Genomic DNA, 20,708 nt, shown 5'->3' with positions numbered 1-20,708 from the left:
CCCGCCCGCCCCCGTGCCACCGCTGCGACGGCGCACCGAGGCGCGCACGCCCGTCCAGGACCGGAGCAACCTCCGCCAGCGGGCCATGGTCGAGGCCGCGGCCCGCCTGCTCATCGCCGAGGGGTTCCCCGCGGTGACCCACCGCCGCGTCGCGAAGGCCGCCGGGGTGCCGCAGGGGTCGGCCTCGTACTACTTCCCGTCGAGCTCGTCGCTCGTGACGGCTGCGGTCGAGGCCGCCGAGGACCTGCGGGGCGCTGCGGCCACCGAGCGGGCCGAGGCGCTCCCCCGACGCGAACGCTCGACGACCAGGACGGCCCGCCTGCTCATCGAGACGTTCTACGCGCCCTCGGTCGACGACTCGGTCGTCGACGTCCGGCTCGACCCCATGCTGACCGCGATGCGCGACCCCGCGCTCCGACCCATCATGCGCGCCTCGCGCCCGCGCCTCCTGGCCGCGCTGCGGACCGTCCTCGACGCGAGCGGGTACCAGCACGTGACCGACGTGGACCTCCTGGGCCACTTCGTCGACGCGTCGCTCATGTCCGCGGCCTCCGACGGGACCGAGCAGGTCCTGGACCGGGCCACCGCGACCACGGCGAGGCTGCTCGAGCACTGGCGCTGAGGTCGGGGCGGGGCCGGGACCGCTCCCCGGCGGTCCGGCGGTCCGACCCGAGCCTCAGCTCGTCACAGCCCGCGCAGCAGCGCCCGGTAGAACACGACCCCGCGCCCGAGCGCGTCGATCGTCACGTGCTCGTCGACGCCGTGGATCGACTCGCGCTGCTCGCGCGTCATCGCGAACGGGCTGAACCGGTAGACGTGCTCGGAGATCTCGCAGAAGTGCCGCGAGTCGGAGGCACCGAGCATGACGTAGGGCGTCACGACCGCGTCCGGGTACGCGGCGCCGATCGACCCGCGGACCAGCGCGAACTGCTCGCCGTCGGTCGGGGACACGGGCGAGGGGTCCTCGCCCGAGACCACGCGCAGCTCGACCGTGGGGTCGTCGATCACGCGGCGGAGGCGCTCGACGACCGACGCGACCGTCTCGCCCGTCGCGATCCGCACGTTCGCGTTGGCCCTCGCGGACGCCGCGAGCACGTTGGCCCCGGGGCTGCCCTGGAGCTGGGTGATCGCGACGGTCGTGCGGACCATGGCGTTGGTCTCGGGGCTCACGGTCCCCAGGACCCGCGCGAGCGCGGGGCGGAGCTGGCGGGCGCTCGCGAACAGCAGCCGGAGCCCGAACGGCGAGTGGCGCCCGAGCGTGTCGATCATCTCGAGCGTCGGCTCGGGCAGGTGCGGGGGGAACGGGTGGGCGTCGATGCGCGTGATCGCGCGTGCGAGCCGGGCCGTGGCGCCGCCGCGCACGGGCGTCGAGGCGTGCCCACCGAGCGACTGCGTGCTGATCTCGAGGTCGAGGATGCCCTTCTCCGCGACGCCGACGACGGCCGTGGGCGCGGTCACGCCCGGGAACGCGCCCTCGACCACGGCCCCGCCCTCGTCGACCACGAGCCACGGGCTGATCTTGCGCTCGCGCAGCACGGCCACGGCCGCGCGCGCCGCGTCCCCGGCGGTCTCCTCGTTGTGCCCGAACGACAGGTAGACGTCGCGGTCGGGCGTGAAGCGCTGGCCCAGCAGCGACTCGACCGCCTCCAGGAGCACCACGAGCGATCCCTTGTCGTCGAGGGTGCCGCGCCCCCACACCGCGCCGTCTCGGATCGCGCCGGAGAACGGGTCGCCCGACCAGTCCTCGGCCTCGACGGGCACGACGTCGTAGTGCGCCATGAGCACCGCGGGGGCCGCCGGCGCCGCGCCCTGCCGGCCGCGCCACCGGAAGAGCAGGCCGTGGCCCGCGACGCGCTCGAGCGTGAGCCGCTCGTGCACGCGCGGGTAGAGCTCGGCGAGCCGTTCGACGAACGCCTCGAAGACCGCGGGGTCCTCCTCACCGGGCACGCGCGAGGACACGGTCGGGATGCGCACGAGCGCGCTCAGGCGCTCCGCCGTCCCGACGGCGTAGCTCGCCGGGTCGTCGCGCGCCCCCTCGCCCTGGGGTCGGGTCGCGCGGGCCCCGCTGCCCACGAACCGGCCCGTGCGGACGTCCTGGCCCTGCGGGGTGAACCGCGCGGCCCGGGCGACCCCGGCCCCGACCAGGGCGACCACGCCGGCGGTGAGGGCGCCCGCGACGGCGCGCGCCGCCGTCGGGCCCTGTCCTGTGCTCCTGCTGCTCACTGCTGCGCCTCCTGGACGACGACGGGTGCTTGCTGGGGGATGAGGGGCTCGACGGGGTCGACGGGCTGGGCCTCGGCGTCCGCGAACGCGAGCCGCGGGACGAACGCGAGCACCACGGCCGCCACGACCGCCGTGACCCCGCAGATCGTCCAGACGATCATGTAGCCGCTGAGCGAACCGGCCGTGGCCTCGGACCCGTCGAGCGTCGCGTGCGTGCCCGAGATCAGGGCGAGCGCGAACACGCACGACGCGAACGTGCCGCCGATGGTCTTGGTCGTGTTCGTCAGGCCCGTCGCGACGGCCGTGCGCCCCACCGGGGCCGCAGCCGCGGCAGCCGCAGGCAGGGCCGCCACGAGCGCCCCCGAGCCCAGCCCCGCGACGACCATGTTCGTCAGGAGGTTCGCGGTGGTCTCGTGGAACGGCAGGAAGAGCAGGTAGCCGACCGCGACGAGCGACGCCGCGAGGATCAGCGTGCGCCGGGGCGTGAGCAGACGGGTGATGCGCGCGAACGCGAGCGCCCCCAGCAGGCACGAGACCACGTACCCGCCCACGAGCAGCGAGACCGTCATGGACGACGCGCCCAGACCGTAGCCGTAGACCTCCGGGTCGGTGCGCGCGAACGTCGACAGCGGGCCCTGGGCGCCCAGGATGCTGACGCCGAACAGGGCCGCGGTGACCATGATGGGCCACATGGTCGGGCGGCGCAGGACCCGCAGGTCGACGAGCGGGTCGGCCTGGCGCAGCTCGTAGCGGCCCAGGGGCCACAGCGACGCGACCCCCACCACCACGAGCGCCCACGCCCACCAGGTGCCCAGGCCGTTGGTGCGCATGAACGTGAGCCCCGCGCTGACGATCAGCAGGGTCAGGCTCAGCAGGACCACGCCGCCGCGGTCGAGCGTGCCCTCGCCCTTCTCGGGCGACTCGGGGATGCGGAACCACACCACGAAGAACACGGCCGTCACGGCCATGGCGGGGATGCTCAGGGCGAGCCAGAGGCGGTCCTGAGCGAGAGCGCCCGCCTGCCCGCCGGCCAGCGCCCCGACGATCGCACCGGCCTGGAGCGCGGCCACGATCACGCCGGTCGCCCGGCGGGTCAGCGACGGGCCGTCCGCACGGCCGCGCGAGCGCGCGTAGACGAGCGCGACCTGGAGCGGCAGCCACACGACGTAGAACCCCTGGAGCGACCACGCCACGAGGAACACCCAGAAGGTCGGCGAGAACGCCACGGCCCACGACGCTGCTGCCGTCAGGGCCGTCGTGACGAGCAGCATCCGGCGGTAGCCGTGGATGTCGCCGAGCTTGGCGAAGACCGGCACGACCATGGCCGAGAGCAGGAGCTGGGCCGCCTCGAACCAGTTGACGTCGGCGTCGTGGATGTTCAGGTGCCGGGCGATGTCCGTCAGGAGCGGGGTGTAGAAGCCCTGGAGGATGCCGCTCGTGAACTCGACGAAGAACAGGTAGCCGACGATCCCGCCCGCGATCCCGCCGACCTTGAGCGCCGTGCCGTTGACAGCCCTGTCCACGCGTCCTGGAACGCCTCGCACCATGTTCGCCTCCGCAGGGCCGGGTGGGACCGGCCTGTACCTGGCCCGCCGTTGGACCGCTCGGCAGGATACTAGGTACTTCACGTTTCACGTAGATGTCGAGGTCGGGGCCCCGTCCGGCCGTCCGCTAGCCTGGCGGACCACGTCCGAACCACGTCCACCAAGGGGCCCTCGTGCGACGAACACCTCGACGGGCAGGCGCCCTCGTCACGGCCCTGTGCCTCGCGCTCGTCGCCGGCGGCTGCGCGGTCAACGCGGGCAGCGCCAAGGCCGACGCCTTCGAGCGCCACTTCGAGGACGTCCCCGACGTCGCGGCGGCCTCCGCGGGCGGCACCAACGACCTCCCGTTCGTGGGCAGCGCGACGGCCACGGTCGAGATCGCGCCCGGGACCTCGCGCGAGCGCGTCGCCGAGATCGTGCACCTGGTCGGCGAGTACCAGCACGACCACTCGGGCGTCGTGTCGACCGTCGAGTTCGACGGCTCGTCGATCGCCGTGGCGGACAAGGCCGCGACCAACGACGCGGACCTCGCCCTCGTCCACGCGCTCGTCGACACCCCCGAGGTCGGGACCGTCCAGCTCCTGGCCCGCGAGACCGTGGTCACCGCAGCGCCCGGCGTCTCGTTCACGATGCTCCTCGAGGACCTCCTGCGCGCCGACGGCCCGTACCCGGTGCTGCCGGACGTCGAGCTGTCGGTCCTGGACAGCACCGGCTCGCTCGAGGTCGTCTCGGAGGACGGGACGGTCCCCGTCGAGCCCCTCGCAGCGTTCCACGCGATCGCGGCCGTGTTCCCTCCGGTGGGAGCCGAGATCTCGGCCGACCGGCTGCGCGTGCGCGTCGCCCACGACGCCGACCGCCTCGCGGCACGCGACCTCGCCCTGGCCGCCGCGCCGTCGGTCGCGGAGGGGCTCCGGGTCGACGGCGGGAACGTCGAGCGGTTCGGTGCGTCCGAGGAGACGGACGCGACGGCCGACCTGATCGTCCTCGCGCTCGACGGCCGACCCGGCGTCGAGTGGATCAAGGCCTACGGGGACGAGGTCGTCGTGACCGTCGACTCGCTCGAGACCGCGCAGAGCGTCGCCGAGGGGCTCACCGCGCTCGCGGGGGGCACCACGGTGCGCATCGTCTCGCCCGGCACCTGGTCCCCCGAGGGCGGCGAGTCCGGGTACACCGGTCCCTCGTTCGACGTCATGGCCCACCAGGGCGAGCCCACGCTCCTCTCGGTCGACCAGGTCGCCATGCTGTTCTCCGAGCACCCCCTGCTGGACGAGGTCGAGTCGGGTGCCGACCGACTGGTCCTCGACATCGACGAGGCGACCACGAGGGACCGCGCAGCTCTCGCGACCGCCGTCGCTCCCCTCGTCGCGCCCGGTACCGACGTCTCCGTGAGGTCGGGCTCGCTGTGGTTCAGCTTCGTCGCGGGTCAGCCGCTCGCCGACGAGCACCTCGACGACCGCGGTGAACGGCGCGCGGCACAGGACTTCGTCGACGCCTGGGACGCCGCGGCCCGCTGAGCCGCGCGGTGCACCGGGGGCGCCGCGGTCCACCGGGACGCGCGGGCACCGCCTGCCGGCGCCAGGTACGCGCAGCACGATCTCCGGACCAGCCTGGTTGTCAGAAGTGGGCCGGGCGACAGCCCGGCCCACTTCTGACAGCTCGTCGGTGGACGAGCCTCAGCTCGTCCGTACCGCCTGCGGCTCCTCCGACATCTGCTCGCGGTCGACGCGCGCCGCACGCAGCCTCGAGAGGATGACCGCCCCGAACGCGATGCCCGCCGCGACCACCGCGATGCCGATGCGCAGCGTGTGGTTGGCGTCCTCGGGGACGCTCAGGAGCACGACAGCGGGGGCGATGAGCACAGAGACCAGGTTCATGACCTTGAGCAGCGGGTTGATCGCCGGCCCGGCCGTGTCCTTGAACGGGTCTCCCACGGTGTCGCCGACGACGGTCGCCTCGTGCGCCGGGGACCCCTTGCCGCCGTACGCGCCGTCCTCGACGATCTTCTTCGCGTTGTCCCACGCCCCGCCCGAGTTCGCCAGGAAGACCGCCATGAGCACGCCCGCACCGATGGCCCCCGCGAGGAAGCCTGCGAGCGGTCCCACCCCCAGGCCGAAGCCCACGGCGATGGGGGCGAACGCGGCCAGCAGGCCGGGCGTCGCGAGCTCGCGCAACGAGTCGCGCGTGCAGATGTCCACGACCTTGCCGTACTCGGGCCGCTCGTCGTACGTCATGATCCCCGGGTGCTCGCGGAACTGGCGGCGCACCTCGTAGACGATCGCGCCGGCCGCACGGGTCACGGCGTCGATCGCGAGGCCCGAGAACAGGAACACGGTCGCCGCCCCGAGGATCACGCCGACCAGGGTGATGGGCGAGATGATCGAGTAGTCGAGCATCGAGACCACGAGCCCCCCTGCCGGGTTCGTGATGTCCGCGAGCGCTCCGCCCACCGCGTCCGCGTAGGACCCGAACAGCGCGGTCGCAGCAAGGACCGCGGTCGCGATCGCGATGCCCTTGGTGATGGCCTTGGTCGTGTTGCCCACGGCGTCGAGGTCGGTGAGGATCTGCGCGGCCTCCGGGTCGCCGTCGCCCGCCTCGCCGACGGACATCTCGTAGATCCCCTGTGCGTTGTCGGAGACCGGACCGAACGTGTCCATCGCGACGATCACGCCCACGGTCGTCAGGAGCCCGCAGCCCGCGAGCGCGATGAGGAACAGCGAGAGCCAGACCGAGCCGCCCGCGATGAGGAAGACGCCGCAGATCGCGGCAGCGATGATGCCCGCGGTGTAGACCGCGGACTCGAACCCGACCCCGATGCCGGACAGGACGACCGTGGCAGCACCCGTGCGCGAGGTGGCGGCGACGTGGAGGGTGGGCTTCGACGTCGTGCCCGTGAAGTAGCCCGTGACCCACAGGATGATGCCCGCCAGGACCACGCCGATGAGGACCGCGAGCGCCGCGACGACGCGCGGGTCGCTCGTGACGTCGCCCAGGTCCGCGGTGCCCGACAGCTCCGAGAACGACGACGGCAGGTACGTGAACGCCGCGACGCCCGCCAGGACCGCACCGAGCAGCGCCGAGAGGTAGAACCCGCGGTAGATGGCCCGCAGGCCGTTCTCCTCGCCGCGGATACGCGTGATGAACACGCCCAGCACCGCGACGAACGCGCCGATCGCCGTGACGATCAGCGGGAAGACGAGCCCCTGCTCGCCCATCGCGGCCTTGCCCAGGATGAGGGCCGCGACGAGCATGACGGCGTAGGACTCGAACAGGTCCGCGGCCATGCCCGCGCAGTCCCCCACGTTGTCGCCCACGTTGTCCGCGATGGTCGCCGCGTTGCGCGGGTCATCCTCGGGGATCCCCTGCTCGACCTTGCCCACCAGGTCGGCACCGACGTCCGCCGCCTTGGTGAAGATCCCGCCACCCACGCGCATGAACATCGCGAGCAGAGCAGCCCCGAACCCGAACCCCTCGAGCACAGCCGGCGCGTCCCCTCGGTACAGCAGGACGACCCCTGCCGCACCGAGCAGCCCTAAACCCACGACGGACATCCCCACCACGCCTCCGGTGCGGAAGGCCACCCGGGCCCCCTCGGCACGGCCGCCGGGTCTGGTCGCGGCCGACGCGACGCGCACGTTCGCGCGCACCGCGAGCCACATCCCCAGGTAGCCGATGCACGCCGAGAACCCGGCGCCCACGAGGAACGCGACCGAACGCCCTACCTTGATGCCGGCGTCCCCCGGCAGCAGGAACAGGAGACCGAACACGATCACCGCGAACAGGGCGAGCGTGCGGAACTGCCGGTTGAGGTAGGCCGACGCCCCTTCCTGGATCGCTTGCGCGATGTCCTGCATCTTCGCGGTCCCCTCGGGCGCCGCGAGGACCTGGCGTCTGAGCACGAAGGCGAAGACCAGCGCGGCGAGCCCGATGGCCCCGATCACCGCGACGATCGTGAGACTGGTGGAGCTGAGCGTGAGCATCCGTCCTCCTTGACGACTGCTGGACCGGGGTCACCGGCTGACCTCCGGCACCCCCGGAGGATGCGCCCGAGTCTAGCCATGTGTGGCGCACGTCACGCGACGTCGTGCAGGTCTTCACGAGCGAGCACCCCAACGATCCGGCGCGGTCGCCCGTCATGATCAGTGACACCACCCACCAGGGGTGGTCCGGTACACGACGAAGGGGGACCGGTGGCCACCTGGGACGACGAGCTCGCCGCGCTGACAGCACAGCGCGGGCAAGCGCTCACGGGGTACGCCTACCTGCTCTGCGGGAACAGGCGCGACGCGGAGGACGTGGTGCAGGACGCACTCGTCAAGGTGTTCTCACGGCTTCGCGGAAGGGGCCCGACGGCGCCTCGACAGACCGCGGCCACGTCACCCGCGGGCGAGACGAGACTCTTCACGCTCGACGACGCATCCGGCAGCGAGGGCGACCGCCCCGTCGCGCACCTCGAGGGGTACGTACGGCGAGCGATCCTCACGCTCTACCTCGACGGCTACCGCCGGCGACGGAGCTGGCTCGGGCTGCGGCACCTCGTCGGGCAGCGAGAGTCCGTCCCGGGGCCGGAGGCACCTGCGTCCGCCCGCGCCGACACGGCCAAGGCGCTCGCGGGACTGACGCCGCGGCAGCGCGCGTGCGTCGTGCTCCGGTATTACGAGGACCTGACCGTGCCCCGCATCGCCGAGGAGCTCGGGTGCGCCGAGGGGACCGTCAAGCGGCACCTGTCCGACGCGATGGCCGTCATGCAGCAGACGCTCGGCGCGACACCTGCGGTCGTCACGACGACACAGGGGGACCGGACCGCCACCACGACGGCGACGCCCGCTAGACCCACCGGGAAGGCGGAACCGCAGACCGAACCGGCTCCGCAGACAGGTGGAGCATCATCCACGACACCGGTGCAGGCCCTGCCGACCCCAGCAGCGACGAACGGGAGGAACACCCAGTGAGCGCCACCGACCACGGACCCTCGAACCACGACGACGAGCTGAGCCGGGCCCTGCGCGACCTGGTCGACGACGCGTCCCTCCCCGGGCTCGACGCCCACCTCGACGTCGTCCGCGGACGGACGCGACGCCGTCGGGCAGCGAAGAAGGTGGCCCTCGGGGCGACCACGCTGTGCGTCGCCGGGGCGCTCGGCGTCGCGGCGATCACGCTCCCGCAGGACGTGCGGCCCGAGCCGATCGCACCCGCGGAGTCCCCGTCGCTCTCCGCGAACCCGACGGAGACGCCCGCACCGGCGCCGACGTTCCCGACCGGGATCGACGCCGCGGCCCTCGCGTGCCAGCAGCCCGCCCCGACCCCGACGGGCGACGACCTGCCCGCCCACCTGAGCGTCGGGGTGCCCGACCTCGCGGTGGAGACCTCCGGTTCCGTGGCCGCACCGGTGCTCCTGCGGTTCGACGGCGACGCGCGCCTCCGGTACGCCGACTCGGCCACGGGCGCGTACGTGGTCGCACAGGACGGGGTCATCGTGAGCTCGTCGCTCCCCACCGTCGAGACGACGGGCGTGGCGACGCCCGCGCCGGGGTCGTCGAGCTCGTGGGACCTGGACGTCGCGTCGTCCGCGTCGTGCGGCACGGTCGGCAAGCAGCCCTCGCCGCTCCCCGCGGGTGACTACGAGGTGTTTGCGCTCCACAGGCTCCCCCTCACCGGCTACTCGGCGCTGCAGCCGGACGGGACGTGGGGAGAGGAGACGACCGGGCCGCTGTTCGACGGGTGGCTCGTCTCGGAGCCGGTCCCTCTGACGATCTCTCCCGAGCCGGACCCAGTAGAGGTCCGGGACGTGCTCCTCACGGACACGTCGGCCGTCTTCGAGGAGCTCCGCCAGGCTGCGGCATCGGGAACTCCGGCAGCTCTCGACCTGACCGTCGACACCGAAGTGATCCCGGTGGTCGAGGGCGCCGGAGGTAGTCGAACGCTCACCGTGCGCCCGAACGCCGCGGTCTCCGGTCGACAGCGCACGACCAGCGACGACGGTTGGACGCTGGCCCTCCACGGTGGGGCCTCCTTCGCCGACCGGTCGGCGAACGGGCTCGCTCTCTCCCGCCTGGTCGGCACCTACGACGTCACTGTCGATGACACAGGAACGACCCCGACGGTCACGCTGCAGGTGGTCGACGGGGGCACGCCCGACAAGGCTCCGACCAGTACCGACGGAGCGGTCTGCGCCGCCTACGCCGACGCCATGAACGGAGTCGACACGTCCGGGGGTGCCCTCGCGACCTATGACGACGACCTCGCCGCCCTCGCCGCGGACGCAGCCCCTGCCGCGGACTCCGTGCTCTACCGGGAGATCCGGTCGCGCTGGATCGAGTCCCCTCGCATCTGGTGGTCGATCGTGCACGGAGTGGAGACGATGCGGACGATGGACGTCGGCGGCGACGCCCTCGCCCAGGCCTGCGAGGGCTGAGGGACCGAGCGTCCATCGGCCGACCTGGGGCCCCGTCCACCTCCTGGTGAGCGGGGCCTCGTGCGCGAGGCACGGCCTGGTGGCCGAGACCGTCTGGCGCCCGACCCCAACGTTTTGTCGGTGTGGCTCGTTGAGAGCGGTGACACGGCACGCAGATCGATGCAGGAGGACTTCATGGCCCGTTGGGAGCAGGTGCTGGACGAGATCGTCCGCACCCGTCGGAGAGCGCTCGTGGGGTACGCGTACCTCTTGTGCGGCGACCTGCGGGAAGCGGAGGACCTCGTCCAGGAGGGGCTCGTGCGCACGTTCCGACGCGGCCGCGCCGCGACGGACTTCCAGCTCGCCGAGAGCTATGTCCGCAAGGCGATCCTCACGACGTACCTCGACGGTTTCCGCCGCCGACGCCACTGGGAGGGCATCCGTCACCTGTTCGACGAACCCGACGGCCCTGACACACCGTCGGCGACCGACGCCCGCCTCGACGTGCAGAAGGCGCTCATGACGCTCTCCCCCCGAGAACGCGCATGCGTGGTCCTGCGCTTCTACTCCGACCTCACCGTCCGCCAGGTCGCCGACCAGCTCTCACTCAGCGAGGGCACCGTCAAGCGCTACCTCAGCGACGCCAACAGCAAGCTCGCAGCATGCCTCGGCCCCATCGACACCCCGTCCGACGACCTCGACGTCACTCCCCAGGGAGGAGCCCGATGAACGACAAGCACCTGCCCCCGATGCACCTGGACGCCGCCTTCTCCGACATCGCCGAGAGCGCCGCCGGGTCCGTCACCGAGGACCTCACCGGGGCGGCCGAGGTCCACCGACTCGTCAAGCGATCCCGCCGCCAGCGCGCCGCAGCATTCGGCTCCGCGGGCTTCGTCCTCCTCGGCGTCGCGGGTATCGGACTCTCGGGGCTCTTCTCGCCCGCGCCCGTCGAGATCCTCCCTGCCCCCCCGGTCCCCTCGCCGACGCCCCAGGTCGTCGAGCCGCTTGCCGGCGCCTTCACCCCGACGTGCGGCGACGACCTCTCGGACCTCCTCGCGACGACGACTCCGCTCGTCCTCGGACCGGACGGCGGCGACAGCACCACGGACGCCGACGACACGGGCGGGTCCGGGCTCTACGTCACCAACACGAGCGACACCGCCCTCACCCTGACATCGACCGGCTTCGCGAACCTCTACCTGGTGGATGGTGAGGGCACGGTCCAGTTCGTCTCCCCGGTGCCCGAACCGGTGCAGGTGCTCGACCTCGAGCCTGGCGGCTCGGGAGGGATCGCGCTCCCGACGGTGGGCACGTGCACCGACGGGACCCCGCCCGCGGCAGGTACCTACTCCGCGGTCGGGATGCTCCCCGCCGAGATCACCCCGGCGGGACAGGACGCCGTCTCGGGCACCGTGGTCGGCGGTCCGTGGACCGTGACGGTCGACGACACCGGGAACCTCACGAGCATCGCGGGGCACACCGTGAGCGCAGCTCACCCGACGACTCCGCCCCCGTCGGCGTCGGGAGCGGAGTCGTCGGTTCCAGACCCGACGCCCATCGAGGTCCGGGACGTGCTCGACACCGACACGTCGGCCGTCTTCGAGGCCCTTCGTGAGGCGGCGGCGACGGGGGCGCCCGCCTCTGTCGACCTCTTCTACGCGGTCAAGTCCGATGCGCAGCAGATCCTGATCTCCGAGCAGGCCGGCTCCCGGCGACTGACCGTCCCGGCCATGCGAAACGATCTCGGCCGTCCACGAGCGACGAGCGACGACGGCTGGGCCATGTCCGTCGTGGGGGGTGCGTTCTTCGCCGACGAGGTTCCTCCGAAAGGTTGGAACCACAGCCTGCCGTTCGAGCGCCTTCTCGGGACGTACGAGGTGAACCTCGACGAGTCCGGGGCCGTCCCCACCTTCGTCCTTCAGATCGTCGAGGGCAGCGCCCCCGATGCCGCTCCCCCCACCGACGACCGAGCAACGTGCCAGACGTTCGACGAGTACCTCCGCACTTCCGAGGACCTCTGGCCGAAGATGGACCAAGACCTCACTGCGCTGGCCAGCGTCCCACTCCCGGCGGCTCAGTCGCCGGAGTACTTCGAGATCCGGGCTCGTTGGATCGGGTCACCACGAGTCTGGTGGGCGATGTCGGGCTACTACCAGGCGCTCCGGGCAGGAGAACCCACAGGCGACGGGATCAACGGCGCCTGCATCGGCTTCTGGGACCGGTTTCAGTAGGACCGCCGGAAGGTCGGCGAGGAACGTGACCGTGACGGCCCCGATCGGGATCGTCACGGTCACGTTCGCCGGACGCCTCTGAGGGGCACATCGGGCGCGACCGCCTCTCTCCACCTCTCGCAATCACCGCTCCTGCGCTTGAATGGGTGCACCGCCGGCCTCTAGGAGCACGCATGCCTCGCTCGACCTCTCTGTCCCGCACGTCTGCTCCCCCCTGGGCGGAGGCGGTCGCGTCCTGGACGGGCAGGATCGTGCAGGCCGTCGCGTTCTGGCTCGTGCTCGCGCTGATCCTGCTCCTGTTCGCCCCGGGGTTCGTGCGGACCGTGAGCGACTGGCTCGCGGTGCTCAACCTCCCGACGTACCCGAGCGTGTTCTCGGTGGTCCTGGTCGGGGTGATCGCGAGCGGGCTCCTGCGCAGGCAACGGGCGGCCCTGTGGTTCGTGGTCCTCCTGTGGCAGCTCCCGGTCGCGGTGCTGGGGCTCGCGGTCGGGCTGCTCTGGGTGTTCGACGACGACAAGCAGGCCCTGCGCTCCGACGGCCTGGTCCTGTCGCCCCTGGAGATCGCGTCCTGGGTCGTCGCGGTCGTCGCGGTCGTCCTGCTCATCGCTGCCCGCTCGGCGTTTCCCGCCAAGGTCAGCAAGGGGGCCTGGTGGCGCGCGATCCTCGTGCTCGTCGTCGGCGTCGCGGTCTCGGCGCTCATCACCCTCCTCCTCCTGGAGGCCGTCCCCAACACCCTGCACGGGATCCGCAACCGGGTGAACTGGAGCCTGTCGGTCGCGACGGGCCTCGCACCCAGCGACTACCCGCTGCACGCCGACGGCACGGGTCCCGCGTGGCTCGCGCTCGTCGCGGGCCTGATCTCGGCACTCGCACTGGTCCTCGCGATCGCGGTGTTCATGCGGTCTGCACCCCACGACGCCAAGGTCGAGGCCGCGGACGAGCTCGCGGTGCGCAAGCTGCTGCTCGAGCACCCGAGCGACGACTCGCTCGAGTACTTCGCGACGCGCTGGGACCGCAGCGCGGTCTTCTCGCAGGACCAGCGGGCGGCGATCTCCTACCGCGTCATCTCGGGCGTGTGCCTCGCCGCGGGCGACCCGATCGGCGACAGGGCGAGCTGGCCCGACGCGATCGAGCAGTGGCGCGCGCACGCCCGCAGGTTCGGCTGGGTCCCCGCAGTGCTCTCGACGAGCGAGCTCGGCGCCAAGGCCTTCCAGGCGGTGGACCTGCACCCCATCGCGCTGGGCGACGAGGCCATCATCAACACACGCACGTTCAACCTCGACGGCCCGGCCATGCGGTCCGTCCGGCACGCGGTGGCGCGCCCCGAGCGCGAGGGCTACCGCGTCCTGGTCCGCCGCCAGTCGGAGATCGCCCCCGACGAGCTCGCGAAGCTGGTCGCCGTGGCCGACGAGTGGAGGCACGGCGAGGAGCGCGGCTTCTCCATGTCGTTGAGCCGCCTCGGGGACCCCGCGGACCCGCGCGAGATGATCGTCTCGGCCCACGACGCCGACGGGAACCCGCGCGGCCTCCTGTCGTTCGTGCCGTGGGGGCGCCGCGGCCTGTCGCTCGACGTCATGCGCCGCCACCCGCAGGCCGTCAGCGGCGTCACCGAGTTCATGGTCACCGAGCTCGTGGCCGCGGGCCGCGGCATGGGGATCGACCGCATCTCCATGAACTTCGCGATGTTCCGCGGGTCGTTCGAGCAGGGCGCCCGCATCGGGGCGACCCCGGTCCAGCGCTTCAACCGCCGGGTGCTGCTGATCGCGTCGCGGTTCTGGCAGCTCGACTCGCTCTACAAGTCGAACGAGAAGTACCTGCCGGACTGGAAGCCCCGCCTGCTCTGCTACCAGAACGCGGGCCAGCTCACGCAGATCATCTTCGCGGTCGGGCAGGCCGAGGGCTTCCTGCCGAACACCCCGAACATCCTCCACCGCCGCGACCGCTCCCCGGACCTGCACCGGCCCGAGATCTCCGCGGCCTTCGCCGATGCCGTGCGCGCCCAGGAGACCGCGCTGCTCACGGTCTCGGCGCCCACGCGCCGCCTGACCGAGCAGCAGGCCACGCGCCACGCCAAGCTCGGCGTCCTGCGCGCCGCGGGCATGGAGCCCTACCCGGTCTCGGTCCCCCGGACCGTCTCGATCGGCGAGGCCGTGCGCCGGGGCACCCATGTGCCCGACGGCGGCGCGCCGGCCGGAGCGACCACCTCACCGGGCGACGTGCCCGCTCCCGGCGACCTGTCCGTCGTCGGGCGCGTGGTCCGGCTGCGCGACCACGGCGGCGTGATCTTCGCCGACCTGCGCGAGGGTACCGACGAGATCCAGGTCATGTTCACCGCGGACCGGCCGGGCCCGGACCTCGCGCTGTGGCGCCGGGCCGTCGACCTCGGCGACCAGGTGAGCGTCACGGGCGACCTCACCCGCAGCCGACGTGGCGAGCTCTCGCTGCACGGCACCGCCTGGTGCATGGCCTCCAAGGCCCTGACCTCCCCTCCCGACAAGCACCGCGGGCTCGCCGACGCAGAGGCCAAGGTCCGGCTCAAGCACATGGAGCTCGCCCTCGACACCCGCACGGCCCAGGTCCTGCGCGGACGCAGCGCGGCCGTGAAGTCGCTCCGCGACTCGCTCGCCGCGCGCGAGTTCATCGAGGTCGAGACCCCGATCCTGCAGCGCGTGCACGGCGGCGCGAACGCCCGCCCCTTCACGACGCACATCAACGCGTACGACGTGGACCTGTACCTGCGCATCGCCCCCGAGCTGTTCCTCAAGCGGCTCGCGATCGGCGGGGTCGGCAAGGTCTTCGAGCTGGGCCGCAACTTCCGCAACGAGGGCGCCGACGCGACCCACAACCCCGAGTTCACGTCGCTCGAGGCCTACCAGGCGTACGGCGACTACACCTCGATGCGCGTCCTCACGCGCGACCTGATCATCGAGGCGGCGATCGCGGTGCACGGCGAGCCGATCTCGCGCCGGGCCGACGGGACCGTCGTCCGGCTCGACGGAGAGTGGCCCGTCCACACCGTGCACGGGGCCGTGTCCCGGGCCGTGGGCCAGGAGGTCACGCCGGACACCCCCCTCGAGACCCTCCAGGCCATCTGCGAGGAGAAGGGCGTCCACTGGACCCCGACCATGACGCACGGCGCGATCGTCACCGAGCTCTACGACGCGTTCGTCGAGGGGCAGACCGTCGAGCCCACGTTCTACACGGACTTCCCGCTCGAGACCTCGCCGCTGACGCGCACGCACCGCCGCGACCCGCGGCTCGCGGAACGGTGGGACCTCGTGGCGTTCGGCGCCGAGCTGGGCACCGCGTACTCCGAGCTCATCGACCCCGTGGACCAGCGCGAACGCCTCACGCAGCAGTCCCTGCTCGCCGCCGCGGGCGACCCGGAGGCCATGGAGGTCGACGAGGAGTTCCTGTCCGCGCTGGAGTTCGCGATGCCGCCCACGGGCGGGCTCGGGATCGGGGTGGACCGCGTCTACATGATGCTCATCGGGGCGAGCATCCGCGAGACGCTCGCGTTCCCGTTCGTCCGGCCGTCGGGTCGCGGCTGAGCGGGACCTCGATGGCCCCGCCCCCGCATCCCGGCAACCTTCGCGTACCGGACGACCGCGGGCCTGCCCCACGTCCCGCCGAGCGAACCTCCGCACGAGTTTTCCGCGCCACCGTGCGGAGAGATCGGCACGGGGTGTGGATGGCGTCACACAGAGCGATAACGAACGGGTAACGTAGGCGACGATCGGGCGCAGCACGGACGGCAACGACCACTGGCTCCCGCACCACGGCAGTCAGCAGAGTCCTCCCCCGGGGAGGTCGTCCAGAGCACAGGAGTCACGTCAGGTGGAAACGTCCGCACCGGTCCAGCAGCGCCCGCACGGCGCAGCGCCGACCCCCACGCGGCGTCAACGTCAGGCCGAGCTCCGCGCGCGAGAGCTCGCCGCGGCCGGGGTCGAGGGGTACGCCCGTCCCGAGACGCTGCACGTCGAGCACCGCCACACCGCACCCCGCCCAGCGACGTTCGCGGTACCTCAGGTCGCCGTCGCACCTCACGTGCCGACCCGCGTCGATGCCCCCGCCCTCCAGGCGCTCCCCCCGGTCGCCGCCACGACTCCTGCCGCCGCGGCCCGCGCCATGGCTCCCGTCGAGGCCCCTGTCGCAGCCCAGCCCGCGGCCCCTCGCGTCTCCCCCTTCCCGCCCACGGGCATCCAGCGTGCCGCAGAGCCCGTCGCGCCGCTGCAGACCCCTTCGGGTGAGATCCCGGTCGTCCTGGTCCCGGCACCGACCCCCCTGCGCTCTGCTCCCACGCCCGTCGTCGCCACCCCGTCCGCACCGTTCGTCGCCACCGGGTTCAGCGCGGCCACGACGGACGAGCACCCGTTCGCCCCCCTCACGCGGCGTGAGCGCAAGGCCGGCGCACCGGCCACGGGTCCTACCCCGGTCGTCGCCTCGGCGATGCCCACGCGCGGCCCCCTGTTCGGTTCCAAGTTCGTGGCCCGCGCCGCGACGGGCGCTGCCTTCGTGGGCGCCCTGGCCTGCGTCCCCCTGGTCCTGCCCGGCACCGCCTCGGGAGACTTCGCCCCGGGCGGTCTACGGACGGACCTCGCGGACGACGAGGCCGGCGACGCGACGACCGGGCTCGCCCAGCAAGAGGTCGACGCCGAGGAGCAGCTCCTCAGCCAGGCACAGGACCTGCTCACCCGCGCCGACGGCCCGGCGGCTGAACGCGCCACGAGCCCGCAGGACCTCGCGGACGCGAAGGCCGAGCTGGCCGCGCTCACCGAGTCCCTGATCGCCGAGCGTGCTCAGGGAACGGACCGCGCCTCACGTTCGAGCGAGCGCACGGCCCTGACGACGGAGACCGCAGCGGAGGTCGACACCGAGGCAGTCGCTCCCGCGACCAGCGAGGACGTCGCCCGCGCGGCGAACCGTGTCGCGGTCCTGCTCCAGGACTTCGGCGAGACCGGCGCGTCGGGCGTCACGCCGGCACCGGCGACTCCCGCCGAGCTCGCTGCCGAGCGCCGCGCGCGCGCCGCGACCCTGCTCGCCCAGTGCGGGTCCACGAACTACGCGAACGGCAAGATCCCGGCCTCGGCACTGACGACGCTCTCGTTCGCGCGGAGCCACATGCTGCGCTGCGACGCGGCGGCGATGCTCGAGGAGCTGTCCGCGGCCTACCAGCAGCGCTTCGGCGAGCCGATCGGCCTGACCGACTCGTACCGCTCGTACTCCAGCCAGGTCGCGACCCGCGCCGCCAAGCCTGGCCTCGCGGCGGTCCCTGGCACGTCGAACCACGGATGGGGCCTGGCGATCGACCTGACCTCGCCCGCCTCGAACCCCGGCTCGGCCCAGTACAAGTGGCTGCGCGCCAACGCCCCGCTCTACGGCTGGGACAACCCGCCGTGGGCCCGCAGCAACGGGTCCAAGCCCGAGCCGTGGCACTTCGAGTACGCGTCCGGCTGGTAGCTCGCGCTCAGCGGAACTCTGCCTCCACGACGGGAGCCACTGCCCCGTCGGGCACCTCCCCACGCAGCACCTGCGCGACGACGTCAGGACGGGTGAGCGGGAACATGTGCCCCTCGCCCCGCAGCCCGTAGACCTCCGCGCCCAGGCGCGCGGCGAGCTCACGCTCGTCCCGCAGGAACGTGCCCTGACCACGCCTGCCCCACCCGACGAGCTGGACGGGGCGCACCACGAGCCGTCGCAGCGCGCCCGCGTCGCGCGCGAAGAGCGTGGTGACCCGTTCGGCCTGCGCCCAGCTCTGCTCGTACTGCCCGGTGAGCAGGCGCCACGCCTCGGGCGTGCCGTAGCGGCGGACGGCCTCGTCGTCCGGCAGGGGGTCGGGGCGGTGCGTCGCGTCGTACCAGGCCCGACGGCGCAGCGCGGGTCCCCGCCTCGTGACCGCCCCGCAGCGCGAGAGCAGGAGCCCGCTCGTGTGGACGACACGCTCGGCGAGGAGCGTGAGCCCCACGGGCGCGGGCCGCTCGGGACGGCGCGGGAGGAACGGGGTCGTGGGGTCGAGCAGCAGCACGGCCCCGAGCTCCTCGGGGTGGGTCAGCGCCCACTCGATCGCGGCCAGACCGCCCACGCTGTGCCCCACGAGCCCGACGCTGCCCGGCGCCTGGTCGTCCGCCAGCCCGAGCTCGGCACGGATCGCCGCGACGGGGGCCGTGACGGCGGTGTCCCAGGAGTCGAGCACCCGGACCGTCGCGTCCGGGAACTGCTCGCGCACCACCCGGGCGACGGGTTCCATGTCCGAGGGAGCGAGCAGGAGACCGGGGAGGACGACCCAGGTCGTGGGTGCCGGTGTGGTGATCGCCGAAGCCATGCGGCACAGTCCATCACGGCTCGCTGTGCGACGCCGGTGAGCGCGCTGTGCGGTCCTGGGGAACGTCCGTCTCCGGTGCACCGCGGTGTGGCTGGCGCAGCGTCAGGACCTGCACGGCCAGCACGAGCACCACGGAGAACGCGACGATCTGGACGCGCTGCACGATCCCGGTCCCCACGGGGAGCGGGCTGCCGAACAGGCCGATCGTGCCGGTCACGACCCCCAGGAGCGGTCCCAGCGCGCCCGCGAGGCGGGCCGAGATGCCGAGGGGGGTGCGCCGTCGGGCGTGGGCGAGCCACACGACCCCCGCGCTCGCGACGAACGAGCTGACGCCCGAGGCCACGCTCGAGAAGGTGTGGGCCTGATGAGCGAGGCTGAGCTCCCCGGCCTCCTCGCGTGCGGCGCAGTCGCCCACCGAGAGCGCGCAGTCGAGCGGCAGCAGCGCGTCCGCCACGGTCGCGAGGCCGAACACGACGAAGGCCCAGAACGTCACCTTCTGCACGATCGTCGCGGCCGGCTCACCCTCGTGGCGGGCGAGCCGGTACGCCGACCCCAGGAGGGCGAGACCGACGACCACCAGTGTGCCCGCGGCCACGTCGGTGGACCGGAACAGAGGCGAGGTGGCCTGGTCGAGCGCCGCGAGCTCGGACAGGTACGACCGCGCGGGGTCGAGGGGCCAGCCCGCGGCCGCCTCGACGACGACTCCCAGGTAGAGGACCCCGGCGAGGGTGAGCAGGACCTGCGCCGCCGTGACGAGCCGGGCGCCGGGGCGGCGCGGGTCGGACCCGCCGGCGGAAGGCTCCGAGCTCATGCGACGAGTGCCTCGACGCCCGCGACGATGCGCTCGATCCCGAAGTCGAGCTCGGCCTCGGGCGAGTATGCCGACTGCTGCGCCTCGCCGACCGTCGCCCCGACGCGTCCCGCGACCGTGAACGTGCTCATCGCACTGATCCGTTCGAGCAGCGGGGCGTTCGCGGCCCACCACTCGTCGTCGGTCTGGCCGCTCGCCTCGTGCGCGGCGCGGGCCGCACGAGCGCGCCGGGCCGCGGTCGTCGCCTGTCCCACGACGAGCGTCACGGTCGCGTCCATCGCGACGTCGTCGAGGCCGACGCCCTCGATCGCGCGGAGCTCGACGTCGTACTTGCGCGTCTCTCCCGGCCCCAGGACGGGGCGCGCGAGGTCGATGTCGAGGAGCCAGGGGTGGGCTGCGAACAGGTCCCAGTTGGCTCGCGCGACGGAACGCAGCCGGTCCTGCCAGGTCGCTCCCGGCGCGTGCCCCTGGGGGTAGAGCTCGCCGTAGGCGCGGTCGACCACGAGGTCGACGAGGTCGTCCTTGTTCTGCACGTAGGTGTAGAGCGACATGGTCCCGATGCCCAGCGCGGCTGCGACCTTGCGCATCGAGAGCCCCGTGAGCGCCCCGTCCTCGTCCGCGAGCCCGACGGCGGCGCGCGCCACCTCGTCGGGCGTCCGGGACTGCTGGGGCCCCCGTGCGCCACGGTCGGCGTGCAGACCCCAGAGAAGGGCGAGGGTCCGCGCGGGGTCGCGCGGCGTCGCGGGGGGTGCGGGGCTGGTCGTCGGGGTCGGCACGGGCTGCCTCCTCGGTCGGTGTCGGGGATCATCGAGGAGTGCCCGACGTTCACCCGAACTGTCGGGAATGATCTGCGTACATCGTACGTTGATCGGCTCGGGAAACGTCGACGGACGGCGTACCAGGAAGGCCACGTGACCCTCGCAGCACGCACCCCGGCCGGAGCCGGACCTGGCGAGTCCGGCGAGCACGGCACCGACGGCCATGCCGCACGGGCACGCTGGGATACGAGGACCGTCGACGCGCTGCTCGACGCGTGGGCCTCGGGCGACGCGTCGCCCTCCGAGGTGTTCTGGGGCGCGGTGTGCGCCGAGGCCCTGAGCCACGTCGCGGCAGGGCACCTGGTGCCCGTGGTCGGGGCGGCCTCGGTCGGGTCGGGGGGTACCGGGAGGCCGCCCCGACCACGGGC

General features: G+C 72.9%; 15 protein-coding genes. 9 read left to right on the top strand and 6 right to left on the bottom strand.

Annotated elements, in window-relative coordinates; genetic code table 11:
- A partial coding sequence (locus OERS_RS18630) for a TetR/AcrR family transcriptional regulator (protein WP_139107941.1) occupies positions 1-622 on the top strand: 622 nt, incomplete at its 5' end.
- 62 nt (positions 623-684) lie between these two features.
- On the opposite strand, the gene OERS_RS18625 is transcribed toward OERS_RS18630, so the two are convergent.
- The gene (locus OERS_RS18625) at positions 685-2,223 is read right to left on the bottom strand and encodes a M20/M25/M40 family metallo-hydrolase (protein WP_248948754.1); all 1,539 of its coding nucleotides are present in this window, start codon (positions 2,221-2,223) and stop codon (positions 685-687) included.
- Positions 2,220-3,746: an MFS transporter gene (locus OERS_RS18620; RefSeq protein WP_248948752.1), complete on the bottom strand. Its 1,527-nt coding sequence runs from the start codon at positions 3,744-3,746 to the stop codon at positions 2,220-2,222. The genes OERS_RS18625 and OERS_RS18620 overlap by 4 nt, the downstream gene beginning before the upstream one ends.
- Before the next feature lie 194 nt (positions 3,747-3,940).
- On the opposite strand from OERS_RS18620, the gene OERS_RS18615 reads away from it, so the two are divergent.
- Positions 3,941-5,281 (top strand): hypothetical protein, encoded by a 1,341-nt coding sequence (locus OERS_RS18615; RefSeq protein ID WP_068627550.1) that lies wholly within the window; start codon positions 3,941-3,943, stop codon positions 5,279-5,281.
- 159 nt (positions 5,282-5,440) lie between these two features.
- On the opposite strand, the gene OERS_RS18610 is transcribed toward OERS_RS18615, so the two are convergent.
- Positions 5,441-7,744: a sodium-translocating pyrophosphatase gene (locus OERS_RS18610; protein ID WP_068627549.1), complete on the bottom strand. Its 2,304-nt coding sequence runs from the start codon at positions 7,742-7,744 to the stop codon at positions 5,441-5,443.
- 210 nt (positions 7,745-7,954) lie between these two features.
- Between OERS_RS18610 and OERS_RS18605 the strand changes: the two genes are divergently transcribed.
- The 6 genes from OERS_RS18605 to OERS_RS22145 all read left to right on the top strand — a co-directional run bounded on the left by OERS_RS18605 (position 7,955) and on the right by OERS_RS22145 (position 17,849).
- Positions 7,955-8,716: an RNA polymerase sigma factor gene (locus OERS_RS18605; RefSeq protein WP_068627548.1), complete on the top strand. Its 762-nt coding sequence runs from the start codon at positions 7,955-7,957 to the stop codon at positions 8,714-8,716.
- The gene (locus OERS_RS18600) at positions 8,713-10,179 is read left to right on the top strand and encodes a hypothetical protein (protein WP_068627547.1); all 1,467 of its coding nucleotides are present in this window, start codon (positions 8,713-8,715) and stop codon (positions 10,177-10,179) included. Before OERS_RS18605 ends, OERS_RS18600 begins: the two co-directional genes overlap by 4 nt.
- Positions 10,180-10,353: 174 nt before the next feature.
- Positions 10,354-10,887, top strand: coding sequence for a sigma-70 family RNA polymerase sigma factor (locus tag OERS_RS18595; RefSeq protein ID WP_068627546.1), 534 nt, complete (start codon positions 10,354-10,356; stop codon positions 10,885-10,887).
- Entirely contained in the window at positions 10,884-12,389 is a 1,506-nt protein-coding gene (locus OERS_RS18590; protein ID WP_068627545.1) for a hypothetical protein, read from the top strand. Before OERS_RS18595 ends, OERS_RS18590 begins: the two co-directional genes overlap by 4 nt.
- 173 nt (positions 12,390-12,562) lie before the next feature.
- Complete coding sequence (gene lysX, locus OERS_RS18585; RefSeq protein WP_068627544.1) at positions 12,563-15,940, top strand: bifunctional lysylphosphatidylglycerol synthetase/lysine--tRNA ligase LysX; 3,378 nt, start codon at positions 12,563-12,565, stop codon at positions 15,938-15,940.
- A gap of 286 nt (positions 15,941-16,226) precedes the next feature.
- Positions 16,227-17,849, top strand: coding sequence for a M15 family metallopeptidase (locus tag OERS_RS22145; protein ID WP_068627543.1), 1,623 nt, complete (start codon positions 16,227-16,229; stop codon positions 17,847-17,849).
- A gap of 7 nt (positions 17,850-17,856) precedes the next feature.
- Here OERS_RS22145 and OERS_RS18575 read toward each other — a convergent pair whose 3' ends face one another.
- Genes OERS_RS18575 through OERS_RS18565 form a run of 3 tightly spaced genes read right to left on the bottom strand, consistent with a single transcriptional unit; the run spans position 17,857 to position 20,298 of the window.
- Positions 17,857-18,711 carry an alpha/beta fold hydrolase gene (locus tag OERS_RS18575; RefSeq protein ID WP_068627542.1) on the bottom strand — a complete coding sequence of 285 codons (855 nt, stop codon included), beginning with the start codon at positions 18,709-18,711 and terminating at the stop codon, positions 17,857-17,859.
- Positions 18,712-18,724: 13 nt separating this feature from the next.
- Complete coding sequence (locus OERS_RS18570) at positions 18,725-19,522, bottom strand: DUF998 domain-containing protein (protein ID WP_068627541.1); 798 nt, start codon at positions 19,520-19,522, stop codon at positions 18,725-18,727.
- A complete protein-coding gene (locus OERS_RS18565; RefSeq protein WP_068627540.1) occupies positions 19,519-20,298 on the bottom strand; it encodes a TetR/AcrR family transcriptional regulator in 780 nt (259 codons plus the stop codon). Before OERS_RS18565 ends, OERS_RS18570 begins: the two co-directional genes overlap by 4 nt.
- Positions 20,299-20,433: 135 nt before the next feature.
- Between OERS_RS18565 and OERS_RS21645 the strand changes: the two genes are divergently transcribed.
- A partial coding sequence (locus tag OERS_RS21645) for a hypothetical protein (protein ID WP_211268520.1) occupies positions 20,434-20,708 on the top strand: 275 nt, incomplete at its 3' end.

Origin of the sequence: Oerskovia enterophila (genome assembly GCF_001692445.1) — a bacterium.
GTDB lineage: Bacteria > Actinomycetota > Actinomycetes > Actinomycetales > Cellulomonadaceae > Oerskovia > Oerskovia enterophila.
This window is presented reverse-complemented; position numbering and strand designations above follow the sequence as displayed.